The sequence below is a fragment of the Roseobacter cerasinus genome (assembly GCF_009811755.1).
GTDB lineage: Bacteria > Pseudomonadota > Alphaproteobacteria > Rhodobacterales > Rhodobacteraceae > Roseobacter > Roseobacter cerasinus.
This window is the reverse complement of the sequence record NZ_BLIV01000010.1, coordinates 1-19,388: the sequence shown is the minus strand read 5'-3', so window position 1 is coordinate 19,388 and position 19,388 is coordinate 1. Positions and strand designations below refer to the sequence as shown.

Annotated in this window: 22 protein-coding genes; 9 read left to right on the top strand and 13 right to left on the bottom strand. The window is 62.0% G+C overall.

Annotated elements, in window-relative coordinates; genetic code table 11:
• Positions 1–155: 155 nt before the first annotated feature.
• Both So717_RS19665 and trxB read right to left on the bottom strand, forming a co-directional pair.
• A complete protein-coding gene (locus So717_RS19665; RefSeq protein WP_159980511.1) occupies positions 156–1,475 on the bottom strand; it encodes a cytochrome P450 in 1,320 nt (439 codons plus the stop codon).
• Between the two features lie 161 nt (positions 1,476–1,636).
• Positions 1,637–2,632, bottom strand: a complete 996-nt coding sequence (gene trxB, locus So717_RS19660; RefSeq protein WP_159980509.1) for a thioredoxin-disulfide reductase — start codon at positions 2,630–2,632, stop codon at positions 1,637–1,639.
• A gap of 198 nt (positions 2,633–2,830) precedes the next feature.
• Between trxB and So717_RS19655 the strand changes: the two genes are divergently transcribed.
• A complete protein-coding gene (locus tag So717_RS19655) occupies positions 2,831–3,331 on the top strand; it encodes an Lrp/AsnC family transcriptional regulator (RefSeq protein ID WP_159980507.1) in 501 nt (166 codons plus the stop codon).
• A gap of 151 nt (positions 3,332–3,482) precedes the next feature.
• Here the strand turns inward: So717_RS19655 and pgeF are convergent, their stop codons facing one another.
• The 3 genes from pgeF to lgt are packed head-to-tail and all read right to left on the bottom strand — an operon-like array spanning position 3,483 to position 6,171.
• Positions 3,483–4,238: a peptidoglycan editing factor PgeF gene (gene pgeF, locus So717_RS19650; protein WP_159980505.1), complete on the bottom strand. Its 756-nt coding sequence runs from the start codon at positions 4,236–4,238 to the stop codon at positions 3,483–3,485.
• The gene (locus So717_RS19645; RefSeq protein ID WP_159980503.1) at positions 4,235–5,293 is read right to left on the bottom strand and encodes a class I SAM-dependent methyltransferase; all 1,059 of its coding nucleotides are present in this window, start codon (positions 5,291–5,293) and stop codon (positions 4,235–4,237) included. Before So717_RS19645 ends, pgeF begins: the two co-directional genes overlap by 4 nt.
• The gene (gene lgt, locus So717_RS19640; protein WP_159980501.1) at positions 5,290–6,171 is read right to left on the bottom strand and encodes a prolipoprotein diacylglyceryl transferase; all 882 of its coding nucleotides are present in this window, start codon (positions 6,169–6,171) and stop codon (positions 5,290–5,292) included. The genes So717_RS19645 and lgt overlap by 4 nt, the downstream gene beginning before the upstream one ends.
• Positions 6,172–6,264: 93 nt before the next feature.
• On the opposite strand from lgt, the gene So717_RS19635 reads away from it, so the two are divergent.
• From So717_RS19635 to So717_RS19615, 5 genes are all read left to right on the top strand, one after another.
• Positions 6,265–6,507: an accessory factor UbiK family protein gene (locus So717_RS19635; protein WP_159980499.1), complete on the top strand. Its 243-nt coding sequence runs from the start codon at positions 6,265–6,267 to the stop codon at positions 6,505–6,507.
• Between the two features lie 296 nt (positions 6,508–6,803).
• A complete protein-coding gene (locus So717_RS19630; RefSeq protein ID WP_159980497.1) occupies positions 6,804–7,304 on the top strand; it encodes a type III secretion system chaperone family protein in 501 nt (166 codons plus the stop codon).
• A 38-nt stretch (positions 7,305–7,342) separates the two neighbouring features.
• A complete protein-coding gene (gene proC, locus So717_RS19625; RefSeq protein ID WP_159980495.1) occupies positions 7,343–8,158 on the top strand; it encodes a pyrroline-5-carboxylate reductase in 816 nt (271 codons plus the stop codon).
• Positions 8,151–8,489, top strand: coding sequence for a tRNA-binding protein (locus So717_RS19620; RefSeq protein ID WP_159980493.1), 339 nt, complete (start codon positions 8,151–8,153; stop codon positions 8,487–8,489). Before proC ends, So717_RS19620 begins: the two co-directional genes overlap by 8 nt.
• Before the next feature lie 11 nt (positions 8,490–8,500).
• A complete protein-coding gene (locus So717_RS19615) occupies positions 8,501–9,439 on the top strand; it encodes a 2-hydroxyacid dehydrogenase (RefSeq protein ID WP_159980491.1) in 939 nt (312 codons plus the stop codon).
• Here So717_RS19615 and So717_RS19610 read toward each other — a convergent pair.
• Entirely contained in the window at positions 9,426–10,016 is a 591-nt protein-coding gene (locus tag So717_RS19610) for a thymidine kinase (RefSeq protein ID WP_159980729.1), read from the bottom strand. The two genes, So717_RS19615 and So717_RS19610, sit on opposite strands and share 14 nt — an antisense overlap.
• A 283-nt stretch (positions 10,017–10,299) precedes the next feature.
• Here So717_RS19610 and So717_RS19605 point away from each other — a divergent pair, with 283 nt between their 5' ends.
• The gene (locus So717_RS19605) at positions 10,300–10,770 is read left to right on the top strand and encodes a hypothetical protein (protein ID WP_159980489.1); all 471 of its coding nucleotides are present in this window, start codon (positions 10,300–10,302) and stop codon (positions 10,768–10,770) included.
• Here So717_RS19605 and So717_RS19600 read toward each other — a convergent pair.
• From So717_RS19600 to So717_RS19590, 3 genes are all read right to left on the bottom strand, one after another.
• Positions 10,767–11,891, bottom strand: coding sequence for a beta-ketoacyl-ACP synthase III (locus So717_RS19600; protein WP_159980487.1), 1,125 nt, complete (start codon positions 11,889–11,891; stop codon positions 10,767–10,769). The genes So717_RS19605 and So717_RS19600 overlap by 4 nt on opposite strands.
• Positions 11,892–12,013: 122 nt before the next feature.
• A complete protein-coding gene (locus So717_RS19595) occupies positions 12,014–12,301 on the bottom strand; it encodes a hypothetical protein (protein ID WP_159980485.1) in 288 nt (95 codons plus the stop codon).
• 190 nt (positions 12,302–12,491) lie between these two features.
• Positions 12,492–13,220, bottom strand: coding sequence for a Crp/Fnr family transcriptional regulator (locus tag So717_RS19590; protein ID WP_159980483.1), 729 nt, complete (start codon positions 13,218–13,220; stop codon positions 12,492–12,494).
• Positions 13,221–13,300: 80 nt separating this feature from the next.
• Between So717_RS19590 and So717_RS19585 the strand changes: the two genes are divergently transcribed.
• The gene (locus So717_RS19585) at positions 13,301–13,675 is read left to right on the top strand and encodes a hypothetical protein (protein ID WP_159980481.1); all 375 of its coding nucleotides are present in this window, start codon (positions 13,301–13,303) and stop codon (positions 13,673–13,675) included.
• A 37-nt stretch (positions 13,676–13,712) separates the two neighbouring features.
• On the opposite strand, the gene So717_RS19580 is transcribed toward So717_RS19585, so the two are convergent.
• The 3 genes from So717_RS19580 to So717_RS19570 form a co-directional block, all read right to left on the bottom strand.
• On the bottom strand, positions 13,713–14,111 hold the full coding sequence (locus So717_RS19580; protein WP_159980479.1) for a GFA family protein: 399 nt from the start codon (positions 14,109–14,111) through the stop codon (positions 13,713–13,715).
• Between the two features lie 204 nt (positions 14,112–14,315).
• The gene (gene carB, locus So717_RS19575) at positions 14,316–17,660 is read right to left on the bottom strand and encodes a carbamoyl-phosphate synthase large subunit (protein WP_159980477.1); all 3,345 of its coding nucleotides are present in this window, start codon (positions 17,658–17,660) and stop codon (positions 14,316–14,318) included.
• Between the two features lie 109 nt (positions 17,661–17,769).
• Positions 17,770–18,525, bottom strand: a complete 756-nt coding sequence (locus So717_RS19570; protein WP_159980475.1) for an alpha/beta fold hydrolase — start codon at positions 18,523–18,525, stop codon at positions 17,770–17,772.
• Between the two features lie 78 nt (positions 18,526–18,603).
• Here So717_RS19570 and So717_RS19565 point away from each other — a divergent pair, with 78 nt between their 5' ends.
• Positions 18,604–18,969 (top strand): hypothetical protein, encoded by a 366-nt coding sequence (locus So717_RS19565; protein ID WP_159980473.1) that lies wholly within the window; start codon positions 18,604–18,606, stop codon positions 18,967–18,969.
• On the opposite strand, the gene So717_RS19560 is transcribed toward So717_RS19565, so the two are convergent.
• Positions 18,962–19,102: a hypothetical protein gene (locus tag So717_RS19560; protein ID WP_159980471.1), complete on the bottom strand. Its 141-nt coding sequence runs from the start codon at positions 19,100–19,102 to the stop codon at positions 18,962–18,964. The two genes, So717_RS19565 and So717_RS19560, sit on opposite strands and share 8 nt — an antisense overlap.
• Between the last annotated feature and the right edge of the window lie 286 nt (positions 19,103–19,388).

The window sequence follows — 19,388 nt, the reverse complement described above, 5'->3', positions numbered from 1 at the left end:
CAATTCACTCACATACAAAAATTGCGCGGCATTTCCCCCCAAAAACGCCTTCCGCTGGCCCTTAACGCGTAAAGCGCGGCTGTTTCAAGCAGAGAGTCTGGTTAATGCAGCGCAATTCTAAGCTGTATGGCGACAAAAGGCCGATCGCCCGAACCTCAGGGACGTTTCAGGACCACCTGAAGGCCGCCCTTGGGTTTGGGGATTGGCATGCGCTGCCAGTCAGGAGCTTCACCCGCCAGTTCCACCCGGTACTTGCGCAGCAGCGTGGCGACAAAGAGTTTCACCTGCAGGGTCGAGAAGTGCATGCCGATGCACTTGTGTGCGCCGCCGCCGAACGGAGTCCAGGCGAACTTGTGGCTCTTGTCTTCGGCGCGTTCAGGCGTGAAACGGTCGGGGTCGAACTCCGTTGGGTTGCTGAAGTGTTCCGGCGACAGCATGGTCACGCCGGGGTTCAGAGAAATCGATGTCCCCGTCGGAATGTCGTAGCCCTTCCAATGAAAGTCCCGCGTGGTCTGGCGCGGGATAAAGGGCACCGGCGGCACAAGGCGCAGCGCTTCGCGAAAGACGTTGTTGGTCTGGGTCATCTGCCCCAGCGCGTCTTCATCCAGCGCTGCGTCGCCCAGAGCGGCCACTTCGTCGATCAGCCGCTCCTGCCAGTCGGGGTGTGCCGCCAGGGCTTCGATCATCACCGTCAGGGCCGTGGCGGTTGTATCGTGTGCTGCCATGATCAGCAGGTTGAACTGATCGAGGATCTCGTCTTCAGTCCAGCCGCGCCCGTCTTCGTCGCGCGCCAGACACATCTGCGAAAAGAAATCATCACCACCGTTGGCCCGCCGTTCAGGGATCAGCGCGCGGAAGGTCTCGCGCAGAAAGTCGCGCCCACGCACCCCGCGCCACATGGGTGTGAACGGAACCGGCCAGCGGATCAGAGTGACCGAGGCGCGGATCTCATCCTGAATCGCCTGGTTCACGCGCTTGGCCAAGGGGCCATCCAGCGGCAGCCCCATGAAGACCGCGCCGCCCAAACGCAGCGTCAGATCCTTGATCGCGGCATAAAAGTCGAACGGCTCATTCACCGGCCAGCTGGCCAGCAGCTCTGCCATGGCGTCGGTCATGCGCAGCCGATAGTCGCGGATGGCTGAGGCGCGAAAGGCCGCCTGCAGGATGCGGCGATTGGCGCGGTGGTGATCGCCATCCTGCATCAGCACCCCGCCGGGATAGATGCGTTTCAACGCGTCCCATCCGCCTTCGGAGGAAAACAGGTTTTCGCGGTCGAGCAGCACCCGCTCCATCGCGTCAGCGCCGCAGAGATTGACCCGCCAGACGCCGAGCATATTGGTCTTGTAGACCGATCCGTAGCGCCGGATGTACTCCTGCTGGGTGCCATAGCTGTCGCGCGCAATGGTGATCGTATGGCCGACCAGCGGAGAGGCGGGCGGGCCGGGAATATGCGCAAGCGCAGCTTTGGTGGGCATGGGGAGACCTCGCGAACAGGAGAAGCAACGTGCCCGATAAGGCACGCAGCGACTTATCCCGGTCCCGGGTTTGAAGGCTATTAAACCACCGCACGCACGCAACACCCCCGTCGGGGGGCGGGGCAGGGTCGTGCAAAAGGCTGTGTTTTCAGCGCGCGGGGCTACTCCGCAGCGCTGGTGACAGCTGCGTGGGTCTCTGCGGTCGTCGTCTCAGCGCCATCCTGCTCCGCCAGAAACCGCTCCGCTTCCAGCGCCGCCATGCAGCCCATGCCTGCGGAGGTGACAGCCTGCCGGTATTTGTGGTCGGTCAGATCGCCTGCCGCAAACACACCGGGAATCGAGGTTTCGGTGCTGTCCGGTTTGGTGACCACATAGCCGCCCATATGCGTTTTCAGCACATCCTTGACCAGCTCATTGGCGGGCGCGTGGCCGATGGCCACGAACACCCCCTTTGCAGGGATCTCGGTGATCTCGCCGGTCTTGGTGTGGCGCACGCGTACGGCTTCGACGCCCAGCGGGTTCTCCGTGCCGACGACCTCATCCAACTCATGGAACCAGAGCGGTTCGATCTTGGGGTTCTTCATCAGCCGGTCGATCAGGATCTTTTCGGCGCGCAGCTCGTCGCGGCGGTGGATCAGTGTGACCTTTGAGGCAAAGTTGGTCAGGAACAGCGCTTCTTCAACGGCGGTGTTGCCGCCGCCGATGACCACGATCTCCTGTCCGCGATAGAAGAACCCGTCACAGGTGGCGCAGGCTGAGACGCCGAAGCCTTTGAATTTTTCTTCCGACGGCAGGCCCAGCCATTTGGCCCGCGCGCCGGTGGCCAGAATCACCGCATCCGCTATATAGGTGGTGCCGCTGTCGCCCTTGGCCGTGAAAGGGCGCTGCGACAGGTCCAGATCGGTGATGATGTCGCCGATGATCTCGGTGCCCATCGTTTTGGCGTGGGCTTCCATGCGCACCATCAGATCAGGCCCCTGCACCTCGGTGTCGCCCGGCCAGTTCTCGACCTCTGTTGTGGTGGTCAACTGTCCGCCGGGCTCGATCCCCTGCACCAGAATCGGGTTCAGCATCGCCCGGCTGGCGTAGACACCTGCGGTATAGCCCGCCGGACCTGAGCCGATGATCAGCACGCGCGTTTGTCTTGTTTCACTCATCGTAACCCCCGGTCCTTTTCGAAGCAGCCCCGGAGATATATAGCCTCCGCGCGCGCACCGAAACCCCCGTCGTTACGGCACAAGATGCAATCCAGAGTTGCTCCATATCGATATCATAGAAAGAATCTTGCGCTTGAGCGAAATATTATTGCGTATGGCTTGGCGGGTGCTATAACAACCGCAAAATTCGGGGGCGAAATGGCATCAACGCGACTAGATCCGATTGATCGAAAGATTCTGGCGGAACTTCAGGCTGACGGGCGCATGACCAATGTCGAATTGGCCAAGCGCGTGGGCATTTCGGCGCCGCCCTGCCTGCGGCGGGTGCGCACGCTGGAAGAGGCGGGCTACATCAAAGGCTATCACGCCGAGGTGGACGCCCGCGAGCTTGGCTTTGAAGTGCAGGTCTTTGCCTCCGTCGGGTTGGCCAGTCAGGCTGAGGCGGACCTCACAGCCTTCGAGGATCGTTGCCGCGCCTGGCCGCTGGTGCGCGAGTGCCACATGCTGAACGGGGAGGTGGATTTCATCCTGAAGTGCGCGGCTCCCGATCTGTCCAGTTTTCAGCGTTTCCTGACGGGCGAGCTTTTGACGACGCCAAACGTGGCGAGTGTGAAGACCTCGCTTGTGATCCGGGGGGCCAAGGATGAGCCAGGCGTGCCCTTCGATGTGCTGGAAGAGCGGCTGGCCTCCACCGCTTGAGGCGGCTTTGTACACCGCCGAATCGCAAACCTGCGACATCCGACAGCCGTTTCAGAGCGCCGCCCCTTGAGGGCGGAACGGCGCGGCGCAACCGTACCTTTTGCGCGGGTGCTCTGATCGAAACGGCGTGTCTGAGGTTTACGATTGGGTGTTAAAGCGTGATGGCAGACAGAAGGCGGCCGTAATCCGCCTCTTTCGCATGGGTCGTGCGCCGGTAGGAGTAGAACCGCTCCGCATCGCTATAGGTGCAATGCCGTGTCCACTCGGCGGTGGCGATGCCCGCGTGCCGGAGGCGGTGCAGGCCAAAACCCGGCAGGTCGAACAGCATCCTGTCCCCCTCGCCGGAGGCAAAAAACCGGGCGTTTTCCGGTGTGTCAGCCATGAAGGTGTCGAAAAACTCGGGCCCGACCTCATAGGCGCGTTGCGAGATGGAGGGGCCGACCACGGCGATGATGTCGCGGCGCCTTGCGCCCAACGCGCACATCGCTTCCACTGTAGTCTCAAGTATGCCATCGAGCGCGCCGCGCCAGCCTGCATGCGCGGCACCGATCACTTGGGCGTTTGGGTCGGCAAAGAGCACCGGCTGGCAGTCTGCCGTCAGAATTGACAACGCCAGGCCGGGTTGATTGGTGACCATCGCGTCCGCTTTCGGCTTGTCGGTCAAGGGTTCGGTGATGGTGACAGCGGTGGCGGAATGCACCTGATGCACCCCGATCAGATGCTCAGGCGCCACCTGCATGGCGTCCGCCGCACGCGCGCGATTGATGGCCACAATCTCCGACTGATCCGAACTGCCGTACCCGCAATTCAGCCCGGAGAACACACCAGAGGAGGCACCGCCCTTGCGTGTGAAAAAGCCATGGCGCAGCGGGGCCAGCTGTTCGGCTGTCAGAATTTCTAGTGTCATTGATCCAATCCAGGCGGCGGGCTGCCACCTTCCGGGAACAGGCCGATCACTTTGAACAGGTTTCCCATTTCGTCGGGGTGCGTCAAGCGGCGATGCGCCGCGACATGCGCCTCAAGCGTCTCTCCGCGAAGGCTGGCCGCCAGTGTCTGCGCGCGCTGCGTAATCCCCAGGCGTTCCAGAAAGACACCCTGCGGCGTGAGCCGGCTGACGGCGCAGTTGGCCGCCGTGGCGAGTGCCTCGAAATCCACATGCGCGGTCAGATCTGCCCGCCCGGGGCTGGCCAGCGGATCCACGGTTTGATGGTCCTGCACGGCCTGAAAGGTATCGCCCAGGCTGCGCCAGTCGCCATAATCGATGATCAGGGCGCTGCCCCCGTGGTCTGCAATGCGCTGGCTGATCTCGTGAACGATCGGGGCAGCGCTCGGCGCGTATTCCACCACATCGCCTGGTTTTGTGTCTGCCAGCCGATTGTCCAGCATGGGCTGCGGCAGTGCCGGAGCCAGGCCGCGAATCAGCTCCCCGTCGGACAGGCCGATCTGGGTTTCGCGCCAGTGCCTGTCTGTGCGCGTGAACTGCCGGATCGGCAGCGCATCGAAGAACTCGTTTGCGATCAGGAACAGCGGCTGTCTGGGCAGGTCATCGACGCTGTCGCAATGTCGGATACGCGCATCGGACAAAGCCTGCCGCTGCTGGTTGCGCAGGGCGTGCGACCGCTCGATCAGAACAATCTCTGCCGCCGCGTGAAAGCCCGGCACGCGCTGCGTCGCGCGCAGGACATCGGCCATGAGCGTCCCGCGGCCCGGGCCAAGCTCGGCCAGCGTGAAAGGGGCCGGGGTGCCCTGATCCAGCCAGCTCTGCGCGAGGCTCAGGCCCAGAAGCTCGCCGAACATCTGACTGATCTCGGGGGCGGTTGTGAAATCACCGTCTGCGCCAAATGGGCTGCCGGTTGTGTAGTACCCATGCTCGGGATGCAGCAGGCATTCGCCCATATAGTCCGCCAGCGACATCGGGCCGGTCTGCCGAATGCGGGCGCGCAATATGTTGCGCAGGCTCATGCGCCCCGCGTGCGCCGGATCAGCCAGAGCCCAAGCAGGATCATCGGCAGTGACAGCAACTGCCCCATGGTCAGGCCCCAGCCGCCAATGTGCCAGGCGAGGCCCAGCGGGTTCCCATCGGTGGCGAATTGCGCATCCGGCTGGCGCACGAATTCAACCACGAAGCGGGCGGCGCCGTATCCGGCAAAGAACGTACCTGCCACACGTCCGGGCGTCTTCAACGCGCCAGACCGCCAGACCATCCAGATCAGCACGGCTCCCAAAAGCAGGCCTTCCAACGCGGCCTCATAGAGTTGCGAGGGGTGCCGTGCGCAAAGGCCCACGATGCCGGGGCAGGCCTGTGCAGCCTCCGTTGGAAAGGCCACACCCCATGGCAGGCTGGTCGGGCGGCCCCAAAGTTCGGCATTGATGAAATTGGCGATGCGCCCCAAAAGCAGACCGGGCGGCACGCCCAAGGCCATGACGTCCGCCGCGCTCAGCCGAGGGATATTATGGCGCCAAGTGTAGATCAGCCCTGCAAAGATGACGCCCAAAAGCCCGCCGTGAAACGCCATGCCTCCCTGCCAAACCGCGAGGATCTCGCCGGGATGCTGCAGATAATAGGCGGGCTGATAAAACAGCACATAGCCCAGGCGCCCGCCGAGAATCACGCCGATGATTACCCATGTCAGCAGATCCTCGATCTGCGCTTTTGTCATCACTGGCTGCTGATTGGCCCAGAGGCGCGGCGTCTGCACTGCGCGCACGACCAATTGCCAGCCCAGCAGGATGCCAACAATGTAGGCCAATGCATACCAGCGCAGCGCAAACTCCATGCCAAAGAGCGTGACGGAGAAAATCTCCGGCGAGATGTCGGGGAAGGGGAGGAGCGCTGGCATGCCCCTCCTTTCCTGTGCCGGGCCGGGGAAGTCAACCTTGCAGCGCGCGGTGTCGCGGCCCATATAGAGGGGGAGACCAGCAGGAGGTGATCCATGCAGACGCGCAACAAGATCTTTGACGATATTTCGCAACTGATGACCAACGCGATGGGGGTCGCTCAAGGGGCCCGGGACGAGGCCGAGACGGCCATGAAGGGTATGATGGACCGCTGGCTCGCGGACCGTGATTTCGTGACCCGCGAAGAATTCGACGCCGTGCGCGCCATGGCGCAGAAAGCGCGCGAAGAAAACGAAGCGTTGAAAGCACGCCTCGACGCGCTCGAATCCAAGGCCTGATCCGGCCCTTGGACCTTCTGATCCGCGCTGGGATGCGGCGCGGATCGCCGTTCTTCCGTTAAAATCTGGTTAATGCCCGCCCGCCAACGGTAACGATTGGTGAGATTTTGGGTCATATCTCCGCTCATCCACAACTTATTGCGGTTACCCCCAAGAATAGGGGTTGCCAGAGAGGGCATTCGCGCCGCACCATATCTTGTATAGGCGCGGGGGATCGCCCCGGCCTGTAGAGCAGGCACCTAGTGTTGGGGGCCACCTAGGCCCAAACCGCTAGTGCGATAACAAGAGGTGGTACCATGGCCCTGTCCGAGCAGTTCATTGAAGACGACATTCATCCCATCGACATTGTCGAGCACCTTGCCGAGCATCACGAGTGGGACTTCGACCGCATTTCGGATGAGCAGATTGCCATGGCTGTGGAAGGCCAATGGCGCACGTATTCATTGACACTGGCTTGGTCGGCGTTTGATCAGACCCTGCGTCTGATCTGCACCTTCGACATGGAACCACCCGAAGACAAGCACGCAGACCTCTACGAACTCCTCAATCACGTGAACGATCAGTGCTGGGCCGGGGCCTTCACCTATTGGGACGAACAGAAGCTCATGGTGTACCGCTACGGCCTGGTGCTGGCGGGCGGCCATGTGGCCAGTGCTGATCAGATCGACACGATGATCGGAGCCGCCGTGATGAGTGCGGAACGCTACTATCCTGCCATGCAACTGCTGGCCTGGGGCAACCAGACCCCGGCCGAGGCGCTGCAGGTCGCCATTGCAGAGGCATACGGTCGGGCGTAAACCTTCCCCCTGAAACAGGGATTTCGGGGGGAAGGATTATGCAGGAGAGCCGGATCGCGCAGCAGGGGCTTGTCCTGCTGGGCTGTGGCAAGATGGGGTCGGCCATGCTTGCGGGCTGGCTGGGCCGGGGTCTGCCTGCAGGGTCGGTCTGGGTGGTGGACCCGCATCCCTCCCACTGGCTGACCTCGACTGGTGTGCAGATCAACGCCCCTCTGCCCAAGACCCCCGCTGTTGTTCTGATTGCCGTGAAACCGCAGATGATGGCGGAGGCGTTGCCGACGCTGGCGGCTATGGGCAATGCCCAGACCGTCTTTGTGAGCGTGGCCGCAGGCATCACGCTTGACCGGCTGGAGGGTATTCTGGGCGATCAGACACCGATCATCCGGGCTATGCCGAACACGCCTGCAGCCATCTCGCGGGGCATCACCGCAACTGTCGGAAACACCCACGTTGGTGCTGCGGCGTTGGAGGAAGCCGAAGGCTTGCTCAGCGCGGTGGGTGAAGTCGTACGCCTGACCGATGAGGCTCAGATCGACGCGGTCACGGGTGTCAGCGGCTCCGGCCCGGCCTATGTGTTTCACCTGATCGAAACACTGGCGGCGGCGGGGGTCGCACAGGGCCTGCCGGAGGATCTGGCGATGCAGTTGGCCAAGGCCACGGTGGCCGGGGCGGGCGCGCTGGCGCAGCAGGCTGAGGAAGACCCGTCGCAGCTGCGCGTCAACGTGACGTCCCCTAATGGTACGACACAGGCGGCGCTGGAGGTTCTGATGGACAAGGACGCAGGTTTTCCAACGCTGCTGCCGCGTGCCGTGAAAGCAGCGACGGATCGGTCGCGGGAGTTGGCACGTGGATAACATCAGTTTCGACGATTTCCTGAAGGTCGACGTGCGCTGCGGCACCATCCTGCGGGCTGAGCCCTTTCCCGAAGCACGCAAACCGGCGATCAAGATGTGGATCGACTTTGGCGAGGAGATCGGTGAGCGTAAGACCTCGGCCCAGATCACCGCGCATTACGCCCCCGAGAATCTGGTCGGCAAACAGGTGATGGCCGTGGTGAACTTTCCGCCGCGCCAGATCGGCCCGTTTATGTCGGAGGTTCTGGTGCTTGGGTTGCCGGATGAGGCGGGGAACATCGTGCTGATCGGTCCTGATCAGGACGTGCCACAGGGAGGACGGATGCATTGACCAAGATTTTCATGACACGACCGCTGCCGGAGACGGTGCAGGCGGCTGCGCGCGCCGACTTTGACCTGACCGTGCGCCCAATGACGTCGCCGCTTACGGTGGAAGAGATGCGCACAGCGCTGAGCGAGTACGACGGGGTGATCCCGACGCTGGGCGATCTGTTCTCATCCGATATCTTCAAGGCGCAAGAGGATTGGCGCTGCCAGATCCTCGCCAACTTCGGGGTGGGGTACAACCATATCGACGTGGCGGCGGCCAAGGCGGCGGGTATCACGGTGAGCAACACGCCGGGTGCCGTGACGGATGCGACGGCGGATGTGGCGCTGACTCTGATGCTGATGAGCGCGCGCCGTGCGGGCGAGGGCGAACGTCTGCTGCGCGCGGGCCGCTGGGAGGGGTGGCACCCGACGCAGCTGCTGGGCATGCACCTGGGTGGCAAAACCGTCGGCATCGTCGGCATGGGGCGGATTGGTCAGGCTATCGCGCGGCGCTGCCACGCGGGCTTTGGCATGACGGTTGCCTATCACAGCCGCTCGCCCAAAGTCTTGGACTTCCCGGCGACTCGGATGGACAGCCTGCTGGCGCTTGCGGCTGCCGTCGATGTGCTGGTGCTCGCCGTGCCGGGGGGCGACGAGACGCATCACCTGATCAACGCCGAGGTTCTAGAGGCGATGCAGCCGCATGCGCATCTGATCAACATTGCGCGCGGCAATGTGGTGGAAGAGGCCGCGCTGATTCGTGTTCTGGAGCAGGGTGCGATTGGCGGCGCCGGTCTCGATGTCTATGAGTTTGAGCCTGCGGTGCCGGACGCGCTTTGCGCCATGGAGAACGTCGTGCTGCTGCCGCATCTGGGCACGGCTGCGCTCGAAGTGCGGGAAGACATGGGGCTGATGTCAGTGCGCAATCTGCAAGCCTTTTTTGCCGGGGAGACGCCGCCTAATCTGGTGTGATGTCGCCCACGGCGGCGCGCCAGTGTTTGCGGCAGAGCGAGACATAGGTCTCGTTCCCACCAACCTGAACCTGCGCGCCGTCGATCAGGGTGTTGCCCTCCGCATCTTGCCGCACGACCATCGTGGCCTTCTTACCGCAATGGCAAATGGTGCGCACCTCGCGCATCTCGTCCGCCAGCGCCAGCAAGGTGGCTGAGCCGGGAAAGAGCTGGCCGCGAAAATCGACGCGCAGCCCAAAACACATCACCGGCACGCGCAGATCATCCACAACCCGCGCCAGTTGCCAGACCTGGCTTTCGGTCAGGAATTGCGCCTCATCCACAAAGGCGCAGGCAATAGGACCCTCTCGCAAACGCGCAGCGATGGCGGCAAAGAGATCATCCTGCGTCCTGAATGTATCGGCGGGTTCCTTTATTCCGATCCGAGAGGCGATCTGCCCTGCGCCCGCGCGATCATCCAGCCGCGCGGTCAGCAGATAGGGTGTCATGCCCCGCTCGCGATAGTTGTGCGCGGCTTGCAGCAGAACCGTGGATTTGCCCGCGTTCATGGTGGAGTAGTGAAAGTAGAGCTTGGCCATGGCGCTGTTCATAGGGGGCTGTCCGGTTGGCCGCAAGCGGGCGCGATTTTGAAAACAAAGCCCGTGCGCAGGTGCTGACGCGAACGCCAACCTACCGATCCCAAAACGGCAGAGCGCAACAGGCCCTTACCCGAAACCGGCGCTGGGGCCGCCGGCCACTCACTAGACTCCCGAACACCGGGAGTGCTTTTATAAATGACATTTCCCTGACATCCGATTAATGGAAGGGCTTATGCGCGGGGTTTGGTCGGGTCCCCCACCAGATTGAAGCGAAAGGAGCCATATGACAGCCGTCAGCAGGTATCTGAAAAAACACACCGAAACCTTGGTGAAAGATGTCGGCATCGAGCAGGCCTGCAAGCTGACCGGGAAGTCAAAGGCGACTTTGGGGCGCTATTATTCCGACCATGATGAACATGCGGATCGGTTTATGCCCATCGAAGCGGTGGCGCTGCTGGAGCAGGCGTCGGAGTATCCACATGTGACCGCAGCTCTGGCGGAGTTGTCTGGCAGCTCGCTGCAATACGATGAACGTCGCCCCAACGCAGAACGCCCCGGCGGTGTGAATTCGGATGTGATTGCGCTCAGTCAACGGTTTGCCATGCTGATGGCCGAATATCAGCAGTCCATGGAAGATGGGAAAATCACCGTGAACGAGGCCAAGCGCCTGCTGAAAGAGACGGTCTTATTGCAGCAGGTGCTGATTGACATGAAGTTGCATCTGGAAAACGACCACGGTGCGGCACCAACCTAGCCTGCGCGTTCCACCAGAACTGACCCCACCGAGTAGCCCGCGCCAAAGGAACAAATCAGCCCCTTGTCTCCGGCCTCCAGATCGCCTGAGTACTTGGCAAAGGCGATGATCGACCCGGCAGAGGACGTATTCGCATAATCCTGCAGGATATTGGGCTGCTCGTCAGGGCGCGGCGTCCGCCCCAGGACCTTTTTGCCGATGAAGTCATTCATCGTCTTGTTGGCCTGATGCAGCCAGAGCCGCCGTAGATCCGCCGCCGCGACGCTGCCCTCCGCCATATGGCGCGCGATGTGGTCCGAGACCATGGGCAGCACTTCCTTGAACACCTTCCGCCCGTTTTGCATGAACTGCATGTCCCGGCGATCCGCCATACCAGCGGGACGTGAGCGCCGCAGATATCCGTTGTTGTTACGGATATTGTTGGAGAACTCCGTTGCGCAGCGGGTTGAGAGCACCCTGAAGAATGGGCCCGTGGCGGCTGCTTGCCGTTCAAGCAGGGTGGCGGTAGCCACATCGCCAAAGATGAAATGGCAATCGCGATCCCGCCACTCCAGATGGGCCGAGCAAATCTCTGGGTTGATCACCAATGCGCCGCGGATGCTGCCGGATCGGATCATGTCGGCGGCGGCCTGGATGCCGAAGGTGGCCGACGAACAGGCGACATTCATGTCGAAGGCAAAGCCGCTCACGCCCAGAAGGTGCTGGATTTCAATGGCCACGGCCGGGTATGCCCGTTCCATATTCGAGGCAGCACAGATCACCAGATCGATGTCATCCGCAGTTTTTCCCGCCTGATCAAGCGCGCTTTGCGCGGCTTTCAGACCGATCTCTGCCATCAAAGAAGGTTCGTCATCCTGCCGTTGACGCAGCAGCGGGTGCATGACCGTTGGATCCAGTATGCCGGTTTTGTCGACGACATGGCGTTGTTCGATCCCCGAGGCTTTGACGATGAACTCCTCAGAGGAATATTCTTTTGCCGGCAGCTCACCGGAGGTAATCTCATCCGCATGCTTGGTGTTGTAGAGGTCGACATAGGCGTTGAACGCGGCCACCAGCTCGGCATTGGTGATGACGTCTGATGGCGTGTGCACACCGGCGCCGGTGATAACGGGCGTGTTCATGAAACTGTCTCCAAAAAGGTGCGCCACCATGTGGGAATTCCCGTCCGCAGGTCAAGCGACGGGACGCAACGTCTCACCGAGGGTGGTGAGGTCGCAGAGCGCATTGTGGAGAGGTCAGATGCTCAGCGCAGCGGAACCGAAAAGAGCACATAGCCGTCACGCCGGGCCACTTCTTCTGCGCCGGTGTCGATCACAAAGACGCCGAGGTTTTCGGCATCTTCGGGGCAGGCGACCAGATCAGCGGCATCATCGAGGAACGGGTTGGTGAAATCATCTTCGCCCACGCGGCGGCAGATATCGCCCTTGAAGCGATAGCCATCGCCAAAGATCGGCAGTGTGCCCGTCACGGGCTCCGGCGCGGGGGCACAGGCTATGAGAGCAAGGGCGGGAAGACAGGCAAGACGACGCATTTGGGACCTCCTTCGACGTTAAAAATGCTTGATCCTATGACACACAGCCTAGGACATTGGGGGCGTCAGACGTCGAGACCCAGTTTGAGACAGCCATGCCGACCGGGTGTCTTGCATGGGGACGGGCCTCCTAGGTGGATGCTATGGCACCGGGACCCCGAGGCACTTTGCAGCCTCTGCCAGCCCAAGTTCAGATCAGCGGGCGCGGCTTGACGGCCTCAAGCTCCATGTCTGCGACGGTGGCAAGCTCGGCCAGATCGTGGATCTTCAATGTGTTGTCGCTCCAGGCCAAAAGCTGGCGTTCGCGCAGGCGGGCCAGGGTCTTGTTTGTATGCACAAGAGAGAGACCCAGCGCGTCCGCCACATCCTGCTGCTTGAACGGAAACGGCATGACGCCGTTGCGGACCAAGCCCAGGGTTTCGGCCCGCTGGAAAATGCGCACAAAAGCCCAGGCAATTGCCGAGATGGCATCGCGCTGACCCACGGTGGCCAGCGTGTCGCCGAGAAAATGTTCCTCGGTTGCGGCAAGCCAGGTGATGTCAAAGGCGCGCGCAGTGGAGCTGCGGAAGAAGTCGAAGAAATCGCCGCGGTCGAAGACGCAGAGGGTCATATGCGTGGTCGCTTCCACCGAATGCCCCATCTCACCCAGCATACTGGCCTGCAGCCCGATGAAGTCACCGGGGAAGATGAAATTGATCACCTGGCGATTGCCATCCGGCAGTGTCTTGTAGCGCAGGCCCATGCCGCGCAGGGCCGTATAGAGCTGGGGCGCGTTCGATCCTTCCATGAGAATTGGTGTGCCCGGGTCAACCGCGAGCTCGCCGGATTTGAACCGCCGGGTCTTCTCCAGTTCATCCTGGGTCATGTCGTCAAAAATGGGTTGGCTGCGGAGCGGGCAAGCTTTGCAGTCGGTGGTCATTTTCTACTCCTGCTATGTCATAGTTTAATGCAAAGGCTCGCAAAGGGTTCCATAGTCAGCGTTTGATGTGAGGAAACAGTTTGGACAACACCCTATGCGTTGCGATTGTCATCCGTGATCCGCTGGTCTCTCAGGACATTGCGGGGATCTTTGCGTTCTGGAATCCGAGCACTGTCAGCCGGGTGTTTGAAACGGTGGCCGAGGCCCGGGCGGCGCCCGAGGGTGACTTTGACCCGATGTTGGTGTTTGTCGCGGCACAAGACGGGCATCTGGTGCTCGATCCACCCGACGTTGACTGGCTGCAACAGCGCGGGGTGATCACTCTGGACCTGCGGGACCGGCGGCTGTTCCCGCATTGGCAGCATCTTGCGCGGCCCTTCACACAAGCGCATGTGATCGAGGCCGCGCATCGTTTGATCGCAGACGATGAGCAAGAGCGTGTCGAGGCGGAGTAGGGCGCCGGGCGGTTTCATTGACCGCCGTTCCGTCAAACTAGGCGCTGGTCGGATGCCCTTCGAACTGCTCCGCGTCATCACAGATCTCGTACCAGGCGGGTTTTTCGGAAACGAATTCGTGGAATTGATTTCTCACGCTTATGTCCGCGTCGAGAGCATTGGCAGCGATTGGAAAGCTGTCGGCGTCTGAAAGTATCTCGCCCAGCGAAGACCCGCATATCTTACAAAAGCAGCGGCTGTATTTGTAGGGTGCCTTGGGGGCGAACACCTTGATGGACTCGCGGCCCTGGATCCATCTCAAATCGTCTTTCTTGATGAAGGCAATCACGCTGGCTCCGGCCTTGCGACATCGCGAGCAGTGGCATGTTCCCATCATGTAAGGTGGGGTCAGCAATTCGAATTTGACCGCCCCACAGCAACAACTTCCAGGGATCATTATGCGGTTCTCCTCGTGATTCATGGGTGTATGAAGAGAACATTAAGTGAACATGTGTTGCGGGACAAGGGGCGGCCGTGACCGTGTGGGAGTCTTCGTGGCCGGGTGCATGCGTCCAACAACCGCCGCACGCCACCGTCGTCTGGTGTCTGACAGGTCGCTGCCTTGTTGTCTGCCGGGCGGGCCGGGGCAGGTCCTTGCGCTTTACCCCTGCAGCGCCTTCACACCCACGTCGCCGTCAGCCTGCGCGCGAATTGCCAGCGCTGCGGCGTAACTGCCGGCGGCAGTGGTGAAATAGGGGATCTTGTCGTAGAGCGCGATGGCGCGGATCGACTTGCTGTCCTCCACCGCTTGTGCGCCTTCGGTGGTGTTCATCACCAGATGGATGGCCTCGTCCTTCATCATGTCGGTCACATCGGGGCGGCCCTCATAGACCTTGTTGACCGTGCCGCAGGTCATGCCGTGCTCGTTCAGCCACGCGGCGGTGCCGCGGGTGGCGACCAGCGTAAACCCTTGATCCAGCAGGATGCGCGCGGTGTCGAGCATATCGTCGGTCTTGTCCGCATCCTTGATCGAGATAAAGGCGCAGCCTTTGGGCGGCAGCACCATGCCTGCGCCCATCTGCGCCTTGAGGAAGGCGCGGGGGAAGTCGCGGTCCCAGCCCATGACCTCGCCGGTGGAGCGCATTTCCGGACCCAGCAGCGTGTCAACGCCGGGGAAGCGGGCGAAGGGCAGAACGGCCTCCTTGACCGAAAACCATGGCATGTTGGGGTCCGCCAGCGTCATTGGGTCGCCCAGAGGTAAGGTGGCTTCATAGGCGGCATCCGCGTCATAGGGCGGGCGATGCGGGAAGGTCGACAGCGGCTCACCCGCCATCAGACGCGCGGCGATGGAGGCGATGGCGCTATCCGTCGCTTTTGCCACAAAGGGCACGGTCCGGGAGGCGCGGGGGTTCACCTCGATGAGGTAGATCTCGCCGTCCTTAATTGCGAATTGCACGTTCATCAGGCCCACCACATTCAGCGCCTTGGCGAGCGCGTGGGTCTGTTTCTCAATCTCGGCGATGATGTCTCGGGGCAGGGAGTAGGGCGGCAGGGAACAGGCGCTGTCACCTGAGTGCACGCCCGCCTCCTCGATATGCTGCATGATACCCGCGACATGCACCTCTGTCCCGTCGCAGAGCGCGTCGACGTCAAGCTCGACGGCACCTGCAAGATAGCTGTCGAGCAGCACCGGGCTGTCACCCGAGACCACCACGGCCTCAGAGATATAGCGTTCAAGGCTGGCTTGATCGCGCACGATCTCCATCGCGCGGCCACCGAGGACGTAAGACGGCCGGATCACCAGCGGGAAGCCGATCTCTGCTGCGATCTCAAGAGCTTCGGCGTCGGAGTGGGCGATGCCGTTCTTCGGTTGCTTGAGGCCGAGGGACTGCACCAGTTGCTGAAAGCGTTCGCGGTCCTCGGCCAGATCAATGGCGTCGGGTGTGGTGCCGAGGATCGGGATGCCTTCGTTGGCCAGTGCTTGTGCAATCTTCAGCGGAGTCTGGCCACCAAACTGCACGATGACCCCGTGCAGCTTGCCATTGTCCTGCTCGACCCGGAGGATCTCCATCACATGCTCGAAGGTGAGCGGTTCGAAATAGAGGCGGTCTGACGTGTCGTAGTCGGTGCTGACCGTCTCGGGGTTGCAGTTGACCATGATGGTTTCATAGCCCGCATCCGTCAGCGCATAGCAGGCGTGGCAGCAGCAGTAGTCGAACTCGATGCCTTGCCCGATGCGGTTGGGGCCACCGCCGAGGATCACCACCTTCTTGCGGTCGGAAGGGCGCGCCTCGCATTCCACTTCGCCAAAGACGGGCGCCTCATAGGTGGAGTACATGTAGGGTGTCTGGGCTTCGAACTCGGCGGCACAGGTGTCGATGCGCTTGAAGACCGCCGTAACGCCCGCGGCTTGGCGGAGGCTGCGCACCTCGGCCTCTGTCTGGTCGGTCAACTCAGCCAGACGCGCGTCGGTGAAGCCCATCATCTTGAGCGCGCGCAGCGGCGCGGCCTCCTGCGGCAGCCCTTCGCTTTCCAGAGTCTGTTCCGTGTCGACGATCTCACGGATCCGAGCAAGGAACCACGGATCGAACCGTGTGATGGCGTGGATCTCGTCATCCTCCAGCCCTTCGCGCATGGCCTGCGCGATGACCCGCAGCCGGTCGGGCGTCTGCGCTGCCAGGGCCTTAGTGATCGCGGCCTTGCCGGAAGTTGGATCCTGCGCGCCGGGGATGTCGATCTCGTTGAAGCCGGTCAGCCCCTGCTCCATGGAGGCCAGCGCCTTTTGCAGGCTCTCGTGGATGGTGCGGCCAATAGACATGGCCTCACCCACCGACTTCATCGCGGTGGTCAGATCCGGCGTGGAGCCGGGGAATTTCTCGAAGGCGAATTTCGGGATCTTGGTGACCACATAGTCGATGGTCGGCTCAAAGCTCGCGGGCGTGACCTTGGTGATGTCATTGTCGAGCTCATCGAGGGTGAAGCCCACGGCGAGCTTCGCCGCGATCTTGGCGATGGGGAAGCCCGTGGCCTTGGAAGCGAGCGCCGAGGAGCGGCTGACCCGCGGGTTCATCTCGATCACCACCATGCGGCCATCATCCGGGTTCACCGCCCATTGCACGTTGGAGCCGCCCGTCTCCACTCCGATCTCGCGCAGCACCGCGATGGAGTGGTTGCGCATGATCTGGTATTCCTTGTCGGTCAACGTCAGTGCCGGGGCCACGGTGATGGAATCGCCGGTGTGCACGCCCATCGGGTCCACGTTCTCGATGGAGCAGACGATGATGGCGTTGTCGGCGGTGTCACGCACCACCTCCATCTCGAACTCTTTCCAGCCGAGCAGGGATTCGTCCACGAGAATCTGCCCCACCGGCGAGGCATCCATGCCCGACCGGCAGATCGCCTCATAGTCATCGCGGTTGTAGGCCACACCGCCACCGGTGCCGCCCATGGTGAAGGCAGGACGGATGATCGCGGGCAGGCCGACCTCTTCCAGTGCTTCAAGTGCTGCTTGAACTCCGGCCTGCAAGTCCTTCTTTCCATTTGTATCTGTGGGGGCGGTGATAATGGTGGCGCGGGGGTTTTCAATGCCCAGACGGTCCATCGCCTCGCGGAAGAGCTTGCGGTCTTCAGCCATCTCGATGGCGTCGCGTTTGGCGCCGATCATTTCGACGTTGAACCTGTCCAGCACACCCATCTCTTCCAGCGCCAGAGAAGTGTTCAGCCCGGTCTGCCCGCCCATGGTGGGCAGCAGCGCATCGGGCCGCTCCTTTTCGATGATCTTTGCGACCATCTCGGGTGTGATGGGCTCAATATAGGTCGCATCGGCCAGCCCAGGGTCGGTCATGATCGTCGCAGGGTTGGAGTTCACGAGGATGACGCGGTAGCCTTCCTCTTTCAGCGCCTTGCAGGCTTGCGCGCCGGAATAGTCAAACTCGCAGGCCTGACCAATCACGATAGGGCCAGCACCGATGATCATGATGGACTTGATATCGGTTCTTTTTGGCATGGTGCGACCCCCGGGCAGACGGGCACGCGGATGTGCCCAAATTGTCCTGCGTTATAGGCATCGAAGGCCCGGGCGCAAGGGCCGATTGCCAGATTGGTCGTGGTTCCCGTCAGGCCGTCAGGAAGGCGCGCACAGCAGCCTCGAATTCGCGCGGTTTGTCGGCGTGCAGCCAATGGCCCGCGCCCGGCAGCTTCGCAAACCGCGCCTTGGGGAAGAGCGTCTTGATCTGCGGGCGGTGCTCCGGCTTCACATACTCTGAGGCAGCACCCGAGAGAAAGAGCGTCGGCCCGTCGAAGGGCGCTGTCAGATCGGGAAAACCGAGGATTTTCTCCATATCGGCGGCGAGCGCATCCAGATTCAACCGCCAACGTTTCTCTGCCACATCGAGCGACTGGGTAAAGAAGCTTTGCAACGCGGACTCAACGCCCTGTGCAGCAAGCTGCGCTTCGGCGTCCGAGCGACGCTCCACTGCGTCGAGGTCCACTGCGCGCATTGCGGTGATGAACTGCATCTGGCTGTGGCTGTAAGCCACCGGTGCGATGTCAGCCACGATCAGACGGTCGATCATCTCGGGATGCCGGCTGGCCAGCACCATCGCCGCCTTGCCCCCCATGGAGTGGCCGACCACATGCACAGGTCCGCCAAGCTGCGCAATGAGACCGGCCAGATCCTGCGCCAGATCCTCATAGCCATGGCTGTCGTCCCACGGGCTTTGACCGTGGTTGCGCAGATCTGGCGTGATGACGTGCAAGACGTTGCTCAGCCGTTTGGCAATCACACCCCAATTGCGCCCCGAGCCGTACAGCCCATGAACAATCAGAGCAGTGGGCGCATCTTCAGCACCGTATTCAGAATAGTTCAGCATGGGCTCGGGCTAGCGGATTTGCAGGGATGGCGCCAGTGCTATTGCGCTTGGTTTGTGCGTGCGGATAAGGTCCGGCCGATGACAGATATCGAGACACAGGTGGCTGCCCTCAGAGACGCGCTTGAGCGGCATTTGGGGGTAAGGGGAACGTCGCTGGCCCAACAGGTCAGGCGGGCCGGGCGAGTGTTGCCGCGCCGATTGCGCGCGCAGGCGGGATTGCTGGCGAAGGCCGAAGCGCTGGCAGGCAACCCGCGATTGCTGCAACAGCTGGACGATGCGCGTCTTGCCCAAGCACTTGAGGATTTGAACGCCTATATTGCGGGCATCGACCGGGGGGAAGCGGTGCGGACACAGATCCTCTCGATCGCCGCTGCAATCGCTTTCAATCTGATCCTGTTGTTTGCGGCCATTGTGGTGGTGCTGCGTCTTCAAGGGGTTATCTGAGCGCTTCAAGTTGAGCAGCTGTGCCGCCGGGCGGGGGGCTGCCATCTGCCTCGGCCAGTTTGGCCGAGGCAAGTGCGGCGATCACGACGAGTATTATGAGAACGGCGGGGGGAGCCTGAAATGGCAAGCGCATGGGAACCTCTCCTGTGAATGGCGCACAGGGTTTGTACGCCTGAGAAGAACGGTTCCGTCGCAGATTTATTCCATGGGCCTTGTAGCGGTGGCCTGAAGCCCACCGGACCTGCTGTTGGCTTTGGGGTGTGGTGGTGTCTGAGGTCTGTGAGCGGCAGGTGGGTGGGCCTTGGGCCACCCCTTGGTCCGGCCTCAGAGGGTGGGGTAGATGGGGAAGCGGGCGCAGAGCGCGGCCACGTCCGCCTTCACCTTCGCCTCAACCGCCGCGTTGCCCTCTTCGCCGTTGG

Excerpts from the sequence above, each read along its gene's own strand:
- So717_RS19595 (WP_159980485.1), bottom strand. The coding sequence starts at position 12,301 with ATGCGTCGTCTTGCCTGTCTTCCCGCCCTTGCTCTCATAGCCTGTGCC.
- trxB (WP_159980509.1), bottom strand. The coding sequence starts at position 2,632 with ATGAGTGAAACAAGACAAACGCGCGTGCTGATCATCGGCTCAGGTCCG.
- So717_RS19600 (WP_159980487.1), bottom strand. The coding sequence starts at position 11,891 with ATGAACACGCCCGTTATCACCGGCGCCGGTGTGCACACGCCATCAGAC.
- lgt (WP_159980501.1), bottom strand. The coding sequence starts at position 6,171 with ATGCCAGCGCTCCTCCCCTTCCCCGACATCTCGCCGGAGATTTTCTCC.
- carB (WP_159980477.1), bottom strand. The coding sequence starts at position 17,660 with ATGCCAAAAAGAACCGATATCAAGTCCATCATGATCATCGGTGCTGGC.
- So717_RS19635 (WP_159980499.1), top strand. The coding sequence starts at position 6,265 with ATGCAGACGCGCAACAAGATCTTTGACGATATTTCGCAACTGATGACC.
- So717_RS19655 (WP_159980507.1), top strand. The coding sequence starts at position 2,831 with ATGGCATCAACGCGACTAGATCCGATTGATCGAAAGATTCTGGCGGAA.
- So717_RS19590 (WP_159980483.1), bottom strand. The coding sequence starts at position 13,220 with ATGACCACCGACTGCAAAGCTTGCCCGCTCCGCAGCCAACCCATTTTT.
- pgeF (WP_159980505.1), bottom strand. The coding sequence starts at position 4,238 with ATGACACTAGAAATTCTGACAGCCGAACAGCTGGCCCCGCTGCGCCAT.
- So717_RS19645 (WP_159980503.1), bottom strand. The coding sequence starts at position 5,293 with ATGAGCCTGCGCAACATATTGCGCGCCCGCATTCGGCAGACCGGCCCG.
- proC (WP_159980495.1), top strand. The coding sequence starts at position 7,343 with ATGCAGGAGAGCCGGATCGCGCAGCAGGGGCTTGTCCTGCTGGGCTGT.
- So717_RS19570 (WP_159980475.1), bottom strand. The coding sequence starts at position 18,525 with ATGCTGAACTATTCTGAATACGGTGCTGAAGATGCGCCCACTGCTCTG.
- So717_RS19610 (WP_159980729.1), bottom strand. The coding sequence starts at position 10,016 with ATGGCCAAGCTCTACTTTCACTACTCCACCATGAACGCGGGCAAATCC.
- So717_RS19615 (WP_159980491.1), top strand. The coding sequence starts at position 8,501 with ATGACACGACCGCTGCCGGAGACGGTGCAGGCGGCTGCGCGCGCCGAC.
- So717_RS19665 (WP_159980511.1), bottom strand. The coding sequence starts at position 1,475 with ATGCCCACCAAAGCTGCGCTTGCGCATATTCCCGGCCCGCCCGCCTCT.
- So717_RS19565 (WP_159980473.1), top strand. The coding sequence starts at position 18,604 with ATGACAGATATCGAGACACAGGTGGCTGCCCTCAGAGACGCGCTTGAG.
- So717_RS19560 (WP_159980471.1), bottom strand. The coding sequence starts at position 19,102 with ATGCGCTTGCCATTTCAGGCTCCCCCCGCCGTTCTCATAATACTCGTC.
- So717_RS19630 (WP_159980497.1), top strand. The coding sequence starts at position 6,804 with ATGGCCCTGTCCGAGCAGTTCATTGAAGACGACATTCATCCCATCGAC.
- So717_RS19605 (WP_159980489.1), top strand. The coding sequence starts at position 10,300 with ATGACAGCCGTCAGCAGGTATCTGAAAAAACACACCGAAACCTTGGTG.
- So717_RS19580 (WP_159980479.1), bottom strand. The coding sequence starts at position 14,111 with ATGATCCCTGGAAGTTGTTGCTGTGGGGCGGTCAAATTCGAATTGCTG.